This is a genomic window from Buttiauxella sp. B2, assembly GCF_006376615.1.
In the GTDB taxonomy this organism is placed as follows: Bacteria; Pseudomonadota; Gammaproteobacteria; order Enterobacterales; family Enterobacteriaceae; genus Buttiauxella.
This window is the reverse complement of sequence record NZ_VEXQ01000028.1, coordinates 24848-37545: the sequence shown is the minus strand read 5'-3', so window position 1 is coordinate 37545 and position 12698 is coordinate 24848. Positions and strand designations below refer to the sequence as shown.

At 48.7% G+C, this 12698-nt stretch carries 12 protein-coding genes; 2 read left to right on the top strand and 10 right to left on the bottom strand.

Annotated features, from left to right (window positions below):
* Nucleotides 1-136: 136 nt before the first annotated feature.
* The 9 genes from FH968_RS20890 to FH968_RS20850 all read right to left on the bottom strand — a co-directional run bounded on the left by FH968_RS20890 (nucleotide 137) and on the right by FH968_RS20850 (nucleotide 10106).
* On the bottom strand, nucleotides 137-595 hold the full coding sequence (locus tag FH968_RS20890) for a GNAT family N-acetyltransferase (protein WP_139882949.1): 459 nt from the start codon (nucleotides 593-595) through the stop codon (nucleotides 137-139).
* Between the two features lie 97 nt (nucleotides 596-692).
* Nucleotides 693-1805: a DUF4056 domain-containing protein gene (locus tag FH968_RS20885; protein ID WP_139882946.1), complete on the bottom strand. Its 1113-nt coding sequence runs from the start codon at nucleotides 1803-1805 to the stop codon at nucleotides 693-695.
* Nucleotides 1805-2935: a BamA/TamA family outer membrane protein gene (locus FH968_RS20880; protein WP_139882943.1), complete on the bottom strand. Its 1131-nt coding sequence runs from the start codon at nucleotides 2933-2935 to the stop codon at nucleotides 1805-1807. Before FH968_RS20880 ends, FH968_RS20885 begins: the two co-directional genes overlap by 1 nt.
* A complete protein-coding gene (locus FH968_RS20875) occupies nucleotides 2935-3912 on the bottom strand; it encodes a hypothetical protein (protein WP_370451545.1) in 978 nt (325 codons plus the stop codon). The genes FH968_RS20880 and FH968_RS20875 overlap by 1 nt, the downstream gene beginning before the upstream one ends.
* A gap of 55 nt (nucleotides 3913-3967) precedes the next feature.
* Nucleotides 3968-5107, bottom strand: a complete 1140-nt coding sequence (locus FH968_RS20870; protein ID WP_370451544.1) for a BamA/TamA family outer membrane protein — start codon at nucleotides 5105-5107, stop codon at nucleotides 3968-3970.
* 329 nt (nucleotides 5108-5436) lie between these two features.
* Entirely contained in the window at nucleotides 5437-5649 is a 213-nt protein-coding gene (gene cspA / locus FH968_RS20865; RefSeq protein WP_034461105.1) for an RNA chaperone/antiterminator CspA, read from the bottom strand.
* A gap of 308 nt (nucleotides 5650-5957) precedes the next feature.
* Nucleotides 5958-6794 carry a shikimate dehydrogenase gene (locus tag FH968_RS20860; protein WP_139882940.1) on the bottom strand — a complete coding sequence of 279 codons (837 nt, stop codon included), beginning with the start codon at nucleotides 6792-6794 and terminating at the stop codon, nucleotides 5958-5960.
* A 57-nt stretch (nucleotides 6795-6851) separates the two neighbouring features.
* A complete protein-coding gene (locus FH968_RS20855; RefSeq protein ID WP_139882938.1) occupies nucleotides 6852-8168 on the bottom strand; it encodes an MFS transporter in 1317 nt (438 codons plus the stop codon).
* A 72-nt stretch (nucleotides 8169-8240) separates the two neighbouring features.
* A complete protein-coding gene (locus FH968_RS20850; RefSeq protein WP_139882936.1) occupies nucleotides 8241-10106 on the bottom strand; it encodes a bifunctional sugar phosphate isomerase/epimerase/4-hydroxyphenylpyruvate dioxygenase family protein in 1866 nt (621 codons plus the stop codon).
* Nucleotides 10107-10299: 193 nt separating this feature from the next.
* Between FH968_RS20850 and yghU the strand changes: the two genes are divergently transcribed.
* Together yghU and FH968_RS20840 are read left to right on the top strand one after the other, a co-directional pair.
* Complete coding sequence (gene yghU / locus FH968_RS20845; RefSeq protein ID WP_139882933.1) at nucleotides 10300-11166, top strand: glutathione-dependent disulfide-bond oxidoreductase; 867 nt, start codon at nucleotides 10300-10302, stop codon at nucleotides 11164-11166.
* Between the two features lie 174 nt (nucleotides 11167-11340).
* Complete coding sequence (locus FH968_RS20840) at nucleotides 11341-11733, top strand: hypothetical protein (protein ID WP_139882929.1); 393 nt, start codon at nucleotides 11341-11343, stop codon at nucleotides 11731-11733.
* A gap of 104 nt (nucleotides 11734-11837) precedes the next feature.
* Here FH968_RS20840 and FH968_RS20835 read toward each other — a convergent pair whose 3' ends face one another.
* Nucleotides 11838-12239, bottom strand: a complete 402-nt coding sequence (locus FH968_RS20835; RefSeq protein ID WP_139882927.1) for a Spy/CpxP family protein refolding chaperone — start codon at nucleotides 12237-12239, stop codon at nucleotides 11838-11840.
* Nucleotides 12240-12698 lie beyond the last annotated feature (459 nt).

The window sequence follows — 12698 nt, the reverse complement described above, 5'->3', positions numbered from 1 at the left end:
CCCGGATAGCTCAGTCGGTAGAGCAGGGGATTGAAAATCCCCGTGTCCTTGGTTCGATTCCGAGTCCGGGCACCACTATTTAAAGAAACCAGCCTATGGCTGGTTTTTTGCTTTCTATCGTTCGGACTTTTATTTCTTACAAAGTCAGCGTCATAAAACGGCTATTCGGATCGAGCTGATAATCTGCAAACGGCCCGCAATCGACAAAGCCGTGCTTGAGATAAAGTTGATGGCAAGCTGCAAATCCTGGCTGAGTACCCGTCTCTAAACTCAAGCGCTGAAAGCCACGCTCTCGTGCAATCTGCACAATATGCAGTAAAAATTGATTAGCCACGCCACGACGTAGAAACTCCGTTGCCGTACGCATTGATTTCAACTCGCCGTGCCTTTCATCCAAAATTTTCAGCGCCCCAATGCCCGCTAATTGCTCCTCTTCCCACGCCGACCAGAATGTCACAGCCGGGTCCTGGAGTTTTTGCACATCCAGTGCATGGCTACTCTCTGGGGGAGATTGTTCCAGCATGCCGGAAATATGGTAAGCCACTAATGTCTGCACCGCGTGATGGGAAAGATCGTCAGCTTTGATGGTGAACATGTTCAGTTTCCAAATATCTGATTAGATTATCGATAACATATTGGTAACATCAAAGCGAACAACGGATTGCTCGTCCAATAGCGATTACTTATGACGCTCACTTTTTCATTTGCTGTAGCTGAATCTGATCCGCATATTTGGCCTGCTCCGCCAGAGCTGAAAATTGGCTGGGAAGATAAAAACGCTCAGGAGCTTTAAGCCCTCGCATATCGCTACCGGTATGAATTTGCAGTTCTCCAATCTGGCTCAGCGTGACTCCCGCGACCGTTACGGGCACCACCAAGCGATAGGGTTTCGCCTTTTCAAATGGGACAGGAGTTGGATAACGGTTTTCGCTAAGATCGTAGTTACGATTCAAAACCAGAAACTTATCCGGAACACGGCGTTTACTGTTCCACCAGTCACCGTCCACCTCCCGAAATTTCTTTTCTGTTTCCGCTTTGCTAACGGCACCAAGTTGCACCATCGCTTTGTACAGAGCCTTTTCCATTGCCGCGTTGTAAGATTCAACTGACCTCGCATGACCGTGCAGAATCACGTTTATTGCAAGCCGTGCGCCCAATAAATTGGAGTAGAGATCTTCTGGAGAGAACGCTGATATTTCCTCAGAAAACCCCGGAACCGACTGAAAGCCATACCACTGAGCAATTTCATGCCACTGCGCCAGTTGAAATGCAAGATGCCCCGCAAGCCAGGCTGCTACCGTATAACGTTCAGGCATGGACGCAGGTGGATTAAATGCATGAAGCTGAATGCGTCTGACACCTAATTCTTCACTGTAAAAAAACCGCCAGTCCTGGCCGAGCCGGGAATAAATTTGGGTGAAAAGATAGAAGGTGTGATCCGCCGTATCACGCACGTGGGCGATATCAATAAAGCCACCGCGATGAGTATAGATAAGGCCATTTCCCTCTTCGCTCAGGCCAACGATATTTTTAACCGCCCCTAATGCGCTGTCGTTATAACGATGATGGCCAAGCGTAGATAGCGTCAGAACGTTACCAATCTGGTAGACCGGAATCGGTACACCCACGGCGCGCACTTGTAGGTCATAGCCAAATGCACAACATGGGCGCAATGATTCTGGCGCCGTAAGACCCTGCGCTACGGGCCACACACGCCGCGCCTGCTCAATCGGCAAAATATCCCGTTGCGCAGCAAAACTCAGCGATGTCACACCAAGAAGCAGAGTGAAGATCCAGAACCGCATTAAAATGCCTCCGCGACTTGAAAATAAAATCCAGCGCTTTCTTTGCCCAATCCCAGATCGAGCCGAAGGTTCATATCGGGCTTAACTTCGAAACGGTAACCTGCGCCAATGGTGGGTAACAACGGATGATCTGAGAGATCCTGCGGGTTTTCACCCAGCGCTCCGGCACCAATCCACAAAACGTAGCCATGTCGCCAGTTAAGCTTTTTGCGATATTCCAGTTGCGTGCTGACCACATCTTTATCGCGATAACGCCCCTGGAAATAACCACGCATCCGATTGTCGTCCCCCGCTTCAGATAAACGATCCCAGGGCACATCACCGTGCGCAAAACGGCCCCAAAGATCGAACGCCAGAACCTCGCTTTCACTCAACGAAGCGTAGTAGTTATATTGCAATTGCAGCACGGTGAAGTGGCTATCCGAGCCTACTGCCGGATCAAAATAGCTGTATTCCGAGCTGAAAAACTGCCCGCGGGTTGGCCGCGTAATCACATCACGGGAATCATAGTTGATCATCACCGTTGCACCGGAATTGAGTGACGAAGTATCGGCACCGTACTGCGAAAAGTTGTCACCCGGGTGCGCATTATCCACTTTGGCATTCAGGGTAGAAAAATCCCAGCCTACGCCAGCATAAAGATTGCCAGCCACGCGGCGCATGAGTTGTGGATGAAGGCGAAACGACTTTTCAATGTATTCCTGTTCATTGCCTTGTGCTGCGTCGTAGCCAACCCCCCAAAAACCCGTTGGGATCTTCGCAATCGCGCCATCAATAAACAATCGCCATTCATCGTCTGCGAAAAACGTGTAGTTCTTCATGCCAAACCCCAATGCACCGCTGCTGCTGACAAACCCAGTGAACGATATCGAGGAGTTTTGCGTTTCACGATCGTTAGGATCAACACGATAAATTCCGGCAATGGCGGTGCCTAAACCCAGTTTCAACTCCGGGGTATAGAACGGCCCTGGCAGCACGCTCCAGTTAATACCTTTGTTGGCGTCATACTGATTGTCCGCGCCCAGCTCTCCCAGAAACCCGTCAACCTCATCACGCGTCACGGCTTGTGCTAAAAACGGTGCCGTCGTCAGCATCAGCCATCCTAAAAATAGCGCTCCACGCTTGTTCATCAGAATCGATATTCACCCGCCAGGAAGAAGCTATTACGCTCGTTAAAACCAATTTCGGTCAGTAGATTGAAATTTTTCGTGATCTCGTACTGCGCACCTATTAGTGTGTTCCACGGTGAACTGAGGTGCTGCTTCACGTCAAAACGCCCCTGGTCATCTACGTTCACAGAGCTGATAAGCGGCTGAAGTTCGGGGGGCATATGCAGATCGGATAAGTTTCCTTTGAACTCCTGATCGACATTTTGATACATCGCGCCCACCCATATACTGAGATGAGAAGGTCCTGAAATATCAGGCATGTCAAAGCGATACCCCACGCGCGGCGATACCGTCACGGCAGAAATTTTACCGTCCAGGATATCGAATTCGGTACGCGTGTAGTTGGTATCCACCAGCGTGAACCAGTTTTTATACCCACCCGCCAACGTAAAGCCGGTACCAAAAGTGCGGCCTTCAAAATCGAGTGCAAAATCAATGTCCTGTAGCGTTCCGTTTTCATGAAGTTTGTGTACTGACGAGGCGATAATCCGGTCAATACCGGTGTAGCGCGACGGGTCGGCATCAACCGATACCTGGGAAAGGGACGAACCTTTGGTATAACCCATCAGCCCGTAAATATTTAAAAATGGAAACACCCACATATCCAGGCGCAGGTTTTCGGTTTCGCTACGCTGGCGCGTTTGGCCAACGGCAATATTAAACATGTCGCTAGGGATCAGGTGATTGCCGAGCTTCAGCCCGGAGAAAGTAATGCTATCGACATCGATATTTTGGCGAATATTCATATAGCTGAGGTTTGCACCAAACGGGAGCGGGATAGAATAACCACGCGCTCGCGCTTCATCACCCCAGATGGGGAAAGTGCTGCTTTCCGTCTCGGTATCGGTCGTTGCACCCAACGCCATGCCGGACAGCAGCAACAACCCTGATGCCAGGGAACAGGTAATTAAACGGCTTTGCCACATACTGTTGAGCATTATCATCAGCTCTCTCTTCTGCTTATTTTGTTATTTTGCCCAGGTACAACTATTGTTACAGCCCAGAGCCCACATTGAAATACAGAGCTTGTTCATCATCGCTGAAAGCGACATCAATACCGGTATGCAACCCAAATGCACTCGCAATCAGATAACGGAATCCGCCGCCCCAGGCCACTTCGGTTTGCTCATAAAGATTATCCATTTCCTTTCCCGCACTCCCCGCCCCTACAAAGCCTTGCAGTATCCAGCGCGGTGTCATTTGCCATTCAAGCTGAGATTGCACGGTACTGACATAATCGCCCTGATAACGGTAACTCGAGATGCCTCGTAACTTGATATAAGGCCGAGCCATCGGAGGCAAGTGGCTATCTCGATTTGAAAGTGACTGATAATTTCCAGCCAGCACGAGGGTGAAATCACGACCGAGTGGTTGGAAGTATTTGCCGTCGAGAGTCAGCGTGTTGTATCGGTAATCACCGCCCAGGAAATTAGTGTAAAACTGGTATTCACTGGTGACAGACAGCCCATTACGCGGATAAAAGAAGTTATCGGTGGTGTCATATTCCATCAATAATCCTACGCCAGATGTGGAACTGGATTCTCCAAGCACGCCCTGCAGTAAGCGGTTAACTGCTGAATTATCGGCAGAAATCTCCATATTGGCGTAGAACTGCGAAGCACCGACGAAAAAGGGAGAGTCCGCCACACGAAACAGCAGTTTCTGCGAGCCCCCATAGCCTTTAGTACGCGTACTCACCCCTCCACTGCGACCAAACCCTGCAATATCACCAGAATAGATATCCAGATTGATATCCGCATAACCCAAAGCAATTTGGTAGCGAATGCTGTCATTATTCCAGGTATGCCGATGACCACCGCCGACAAACCAGGTACCATTTTGCGTGGCTCCGCCACCGAACGCCGTTATCGCAGGGGGGATTAATCGCCCGTTTGAGGGTTGTTGTTCATCCTGATCGTGCAGGAAAAGACCAAACAAGCCGCCACCATAGCCAATTGCAGGTTCGGTGATAACGACGGGTATCGGTAAAAACCCGTAGCGCTTTTCACGAAGATAGTCGCTCATATCCAGCATGCCGTCTGTGTCATCTATTAACCCGGCGGCAAAAACCCCCAGCGGTTGTAACAGTGACGCAAACAGCATAAGTACCAGCAAGCGGTGCGGGTTAGTCATCAGCGTCGCCCAGAAAGAGATAATGTTTTAATCAATCAAACGAGAAAGGGAATCTCTGTCTATACCCTAAATAATTCGAGTTGTGAGTAGGCGACAAGATAGCAAATCCCCAGGAGCTTACTTTGTCAGTGAGTGGGATTAATGAGTCTAGCCAACCCCATAGAGGGTATAAGCATCTGATTTGAGCATAGACTAGCCTGAATCGTATTCAAGGTCGTGGGATTAACCCGCGTTTTTTTCGTGGGGGAAATAGTGGGGGATATGTAGGAGTAAAACGAAAAAACCCGCCGAAGCGGGTTTTAAAATTTCTAGCTTAGTTAACGCTAACCTTACAGGCTAGTTACGTTACCAGCTGCTGGGCCTTTAGCGCCGTTCTCGATGGTGAAGGAAACTTTCTGGCCTTCATCAAGAGATTTGTAGCCATCGTTCTGGATAGCAGAGAAGTGTACGAACAGGTCTTTAGAACCGTCGTCTGGAGTGATGAAGCCGAAGCCTTTATCAGCGTTGAACCATTTTACCAGACCAGTCATTTTGTTAGACATGTGTATTACCTTTTGAATTGAGTGTGCCTTACGGCGATTTGGTATGCTTTACAGATTTTATGAAGCGGTAGAGGAGCACACGACAAAGGGTATCCAGGGATGACTCTTGAAGGACTGCTTTACTGAGTTGCTTTAAAGGTCTGTACGTCAAACCGATGGGGCGTATTAACTCATGCTTGGGCGATGAATGACAAGGATTATTTTAGCCGTCTGCAGGTCTGGAGCTAAAAACCGCTGTTTTTAGCGCTTCGCTTAGCGGGTGAAAACCACCTGCTAACACACTCATCCAACCACCATCTAACCAATTGTTAATATTCTATTTTTGCTACTCTACGCAGCGTTTCCGGCGTGACATTTGGCAGGCTAAAAAACTCCATATAAGCCGGAATCATCTCAAATAACATATCTGTTCCAGGTTGTATCTGGCAGTCCCTTTCCAGGGCTGCACGTAAAAATGGCGTGATTTCGCTTTTCATTACCACCTCTCCGACAAAGGTTCCTGGCGTTATCAAGTTCACATCAACAGGCAGTTCGTCACCCGAACTCATCCCCATCGGCGTTGCGTTCACGACAATGGAAAACGCCTTCGGGTTGCGCAAACCCGTCTGTACCGTCAGTGCCGGGTAATGGCTTCGCAAGCGTTTTGCCAGTTCCTCGCAGCTCGCAGCGCGGCTATCAAACAGCGCCAGTGTATCGACACCAGCAGCAGCCAGGGACGCGGCAATAGCGGATCCGACGCCACCGCAGCCCACCACCAACGCTCTTGCGCCACGCAGCTGAATGCCTTTGCGCAACACACCGCGCACAAAGCCGTCGCCATCAAACATATCGCCGCGCAAGGTGCCGTCCGGCTCAAGGCGAATGGCATTACACGCACCCGCAATTTGCGCCGTTGGGCTTAGGCTTTGGACTAACTGGCAGGTCGAGACTTTGTGCGGCATTGTCACCAGTGCGCCGATAATATTGGTCATGCAGAATAAAGAAGGAATGAGTTGCGCGTAGTCTTCGGCTTTGACCCCCATCGGTACCACCTTTACATCAATGCCTTGCTCATCAAACCACGGGTTGTAAATCAACGGTGCTTTGAAGGTGGTTGTCGGGTACCCCAGATGGGCAATCAAACGGGTGTTGCCACTAATTTCCATAGTATCTACCTCTATAATGGCGTCACACGCTGCGGTGACGCCACCAGACATCATTAATTAATCAGCCAATTCAATGCGTTTGATATCGCCAAGAATAAAGACATACGCAAATACACCCAGCAACGCTGCGCCACCGATGTATACCAGTGCATAGAAGAAGTTACCCGTCGCCGCAACAATAAAACCAATAATCAGCGGCGTAATAATGGAGGCCAGGTTAGAGCAGAAGTTAAATAAGCCACCGGTTAATCCCGCCAGATTTTTCGGTGCCATATCAGAAATTAGCGTCCAGCCCAGCCCGACCATACCTTGCCCGAAGAAAGCCACCGACATCACCGTAATCACCAGCGCATCAGTAGGCATCCAGTTAGCCAGTATGATCAGGCTCGCCATCAGCAGCCCAGCGATAATTGGTAACTTACGGGCAATGTTCACCGAACCGGTGCGTTTAAGGATTTGGTCTGACACCCAACCGCCAAACATCACACCCACGGCCGCCGCCAGGAACGGCATAATGGCGAAGAAGCCCACTTTCAGCCATGGCATATGGCGTTCAGTGGCAAGATACGTCGGGAACCAGGTCAGGAAAAAGACCAACGTAGTATTACCGGCAAATTGACCAATACCCGCCCCAAGGATCTGGCGGCATTTCACCAGCTTGCCGACGTTCATCCAGCTAAAGTTCATTTTCGGTTCTGGCTCGGCCTCTTTTTGATCGTGGCCGATGTACTCAAGCTCAAGCGCGTTAGCCGTTTTGGACTCATGCGGCTCGTGGTAATAACGCCACCACACCAGCACAAACAGAATGCCCACCACGCCAACGGTGATAAACAACGCTCGCCAGCCGAACCTCTCCATAATAAAGAACAACAGCGGGGCAAACGCCGCCAGCCCGATGTATTCCCCAACGGTATACACCGCCGTTGCACGTGCCCGCTCATGCTGCGGGAACCACTTCCCGACTACGCGACTGTTTACCGGGAAACACGGTGCTTCACTAATCCCCAAACCAAGGCGGCATAACAGCAGCGTTTTCAGCCCAACCGTTAACCCGTGGAATAAGGTAAATGTCGACCAGAAAAATAGCGCCAGTGCGTAGGTAACTTTGTTGCCGAAACGATCAAGAAAGATGCCGCCAGGGATTTGCATCGCTGCGTAAGTCCAGGCAAATGCCGAGAACACAATCCCCATGGTTGCCGCACCGATTCCGAGATCCGCACTCAGTTGCGGTGCAGCAATACCTAATACTGTGCGGTCGAGGTAATTGATCATGGTCCCGATAGCCAGAAGGGTCAGAATAACCAGTCGGGTTCGGGATCGTTTCACTACACCAGCTTTCGGGGCGGTGGTATCGCCCTGGCCATAACTCGCCATTATTTATTCCTCTGTCGGTAGGTTACAGGTGCAAAATTGAACCTTACGGTTCATTTATTGTTTTAAACCGCATCAACGTATTTGCATCGCAGCCAATCGAACCGCTGCGTTGGTTGCACCATATTGTTGATAATCCCCCCGTCGCTCGACCAGTTCAAAGAAGAAACGGTCAGGGCGGAAAGGTGGCGTGTAGGCGTGTAAAAACTCCTGCAAGTGAGCATCGCGTTCATAAAGAATATTCAGGTGCTCAAGCCCCTGTAATAAGGCATTGTTTGTTCCATAACGCGCCAGTAAATCGCCATAATAGTTCGCTGGAATCGGCAGTAGTTTCAGCCCTTGCGACTGCAAACTTTCCACCGTCTCTGGTAAATCATCACACGCAAATGCCGCGTGTTGCAGGCCAGCTCCTTGATAACTCGCCACTGAACGGGCGATTTGCGTATCAAGACTGTGCGACATATTCAGTGGCAGGCGAATTGAATGGCAAGGACTGTGCATCACCTGGCTTCTGACCAGTCCGTACGGATCCGGCACGCTCAACTCGTTATCCAGCTCAAAACCAAACACCGCGCGGAAAAACATTATCCAGTTATCACGGCTACCTTCTATTAACCCTAAAGCCAGATGATCAATGCCGATGAGCGTGCCTTTATTCGCTGATTCTGTCAGGTGAAAATCTGTCTGATAAATATCACTTTCACCCTGCTCTGGCGCTTCTATCAGGTAAATTAAGCTGCCGTCCGGAGCGCAAATTGCCGCCAGCGCACGCTCATCCGGGCCGTGTTCTTCACGCCAGATCGGATAACCATAATCCTGCGCCCGTTGGAGTAAATTTGCCGCACCTTTAACGCGCCACGCCATCGCACAAAGTGAAACACCGTGGCGACGATGAAACTCATCCGCCCAACTGTGCGCCTGGTGGTTAACAATCACATTCACGCCACCGTTGCGCCACAGTGAAACATCTTTTGAGCGATGCTCCCCGGCTGGGGCAAAACCCAGAGGCTGTAGCGCGTTTCCCAGTACGACCGCGTCTTGTGCGTCGGTCGCAAACTCTAAAAACTCGATGCCCTGATAACTGGCCTGCGGTGCACTATGGAACAGTTGCGCATCAATTTTCGGGTTGCCATTCCAGGTCTGTTCCTCCAGCCATAATAAGGAGCGAAACCCGTCTTTGGCCGTTGGTGTGTTCGGCGTGGCACGGAAGCTGTCATTGAAAATCTCAAGCGACCACGGACCCCGGTAGCCCTTCTCAGTCAGCAGACGAGTAAATTCCACCACCGGCAATTCGCCCTGCCCTGGAAAGTTGCGGAAATGACGGCTCCACTCGAGTACATCCATTTTCATCAATGGCGCATCGGCCAGTTGCAGGAAGGTGATTTTATCGAGGGGGATATCGTCGAGATTAATCAACTGGTCGCCAAGCGAAAGCACATGGAAGCTATCAAGAACCAGACCCATTGCTGAGCTATTAACCTGTTTTACTCGCTCCCAGGCCTGGCGATAGCGGTTCACATGAGTGCCCCACGCCAGCGCTTCATAACCTACAGTAATTTCATTTTTTTTAGCAAGTTCAGCCAGATGCGCCAGATCGCTGACCTGCAAATCCAGGTTGGCGGAACAATCGGGGGCCACGTTGCTGCATAGCAACATGGTGTTGCATCCAAGCTCATGCATCAGAGCAAACTTGCGCCGCGCACGCTCCAGGTTACTGACAAACTGCGGACGCGTGGCGCCTTCAAAATCACGAAACGGTTGGAATAACGTGATGCTCAGCCCCAGGTCTGCCGCCATTTTACGCACATCAGCGGGCGATCCTGGATAATAGAGCAAGTCATTTTCGAAGATTTCAACACCGTCAAAACCAGCAGCCGAGATTGCGGCCAGTTTTTCAGGCAACGTGCCAGAGATTGATACAGTTGCAATTGAACGTTGCATGATGGCTCCTGGTCTTTCGGGATAATTCGATTAATGTTGTATCATTTGGTTCATATTGCAAACTTATAGTTAATTAATTGTTAATTTAGATCACACCACAGGAAGTTAAAAAAAATAGCGGGCGATTACCGAACAAAACAAAGTCGGGTTACACTTTTCAATCACTCCTCGGCAACTCATAGGCAGACACAACATGTCAGATAATAACTATCAGCCCCCAAAAGTTTGGACGTGGAAAAAAGGCGAAGGCGGTACCTTTGCTAACATCAACCGCCCGATTGCAGGCCCAACTCACGAACATACTCTGCCCATCGGCAAGCACCCATTACAGCTCTATTCCCTTGGCACACCTAATGGGCAAAAAGTCACTATTTTGCTTGAGGAGTTGCTGGCTCTGGGTGAAAGCGGCGCTGAGTATGATGCGCACCTGATTCGTATCGGTGAAGGGGATCAATTCTCAAGCGGCTTTGTGGACGTGAACCCAAATTCGAAAATCCCGGCACTGATGGACCATTCGATGACACCTCCGATTCGCGTCTTTGAATCCGGTGCAATCCTGCTTTACCTTGCCGAGAAGTTCGGGCATTTCTTGCCAAAAGATATTGCGGCTCGAACCGAAACCTTGAACTGGCTGTTCTGGCTGCAAGGTTCAGCGCCATATCTCGGTGGAGGATTTGGTCATTTCTACAATTACGCACCGTTGAAGATTGAATACGCGATTAACCGCTTTACCATGGAAACTAAGCGTCAGTTAGACGTACTCGACAGACAACTGGCGACGCACCGTTTTATTGCCGGAGATGAATACTCGATTGCAGATATCGCCATTTGGCCATGGTATGGCAGCCTGGCAAAAGGCGGACTGTATGACGCAGCAGAGTTCCTCGACATCGCGTCGTACAAAAACTTCGTGCGTTGGGCTGATGAAGTGGCTAAACGTCCTGCTGTGAAACGTGGGCGCATTGTGAATCGCACGTTCGGCGAACCGTCTGAGCAGTTACACGAACGCCACGACGCGTCTGATTTTGAGTTACGCACCGAAGATAAACTGGCGAAGTAACATTCTCACTCGACTGCTATACCCGTCATAATTCGAGGTGCAGATAACGCCCTGTAGCTCGAAGTATGATGGGTATAAAATTTAAAATTAAACAAACTATCGATGGTTCCAGGATAACTATTGCGAGTAACTTGCCGTCTGAATTATTTAGTCAGCAAACTGCAAGGAAATATCGTGTTAAAAAAATACATACTTTTATTCACTTTCGTTATCGCTGGCTGCGCCAATCCCGGTGATGAAACGGTGGAAGCTTTAAATACTCTTGAATTCCAACCAGGTGTGATGTCTACGGCTACTAATAGTAACTCTGAAGAACTCAAAAGCCTGCATACAGCCAACAAGAAGGCTATTTCAAGCCTCACCAAGGAAATAAAATCGGCACGAGTAGACAATCTGAGAAGTGTTGATGTCTTTGATAATCGCCACGGTATTGATAATGTTTTTCAAGCGCTTACCAAGCTTGAGCAATTTGATGAGCTGAATAATATCTATCTGAAAGATCAAAATAAAGAGGGGTTAGTGCAGATAAATAAAGCATTAAAACCAATCACTGAGAAAAATGTCTGAATACACGAAAGTCGGTGGATGTCGCATACGCTAATCCACCCTGCAACTGCTTTTTATCGATCGGGTAAGCAATAGCTGCATCCGACATTCAACGCCACAAATAATCAGTAAAGTTGCTTCTCAATCAGCATCTGCTGCAATTGTTGTTTTTGTTCAGTGGTTAACACTCGGCTAACATCAAACAAATATTTTGCTCGCTGGTAGCGCACTTGACTCTGTATATTGCTAATAGCACTGAGTTGCTTCTTCGCTTCGCTATCGTTCCACTCGCCGGTTTGAAACATATTAATAATCGCATCTTGCGTTAAAGAATCGGTATTAATTTTAGCGATCTCTTTTTGCGCATCCTCACGAAGCGTTTTTACCGTTTTCATTTGTTCAGGTGAAAGCTTGAGCTGCTTTGATAATGTATCCTGCGGTAGCGTTTCTGTAGAATTAGACGCCATTGCTACACCTGAAAAGGCCAAAACAGTAGCCATCATGACAATTTTAAATACTTTCTTCATTCTATACCCTTAAAAATATTAAGTATTACAAACAGCTAAACACCTATATTATTAACACATCAATAACATCATTGAAAACACTGAATAGTTTATTTTTACATAAAGCAATTAATTGTATTTGAATAGTTATTATTATAATAAACCAGTCTTTCCAACTGGAGTAGAATACAATCACAACGCCTATTGCATTAAACAGAAAAAAGTCTCCAGGTGAAAAATCAATCCGTCAAGGATGGCTGGCAGGATTATTATCGTTGCTGTACACGATATTTGTTGTGATATTTAATGAATGCAGTAACTGTATATATTTTCAGTACTTACAAACTCCTGATGAGTTTTTGGTAATTGCTCTACTAACCTATCTTATTTTTCTTAACAGTCGCATCGGCGCTGTGCTCATGGTAGTTTACTTCGCTACGCACAAATCAATACTCTTTCTCTCCGGACTTTACCACTCTG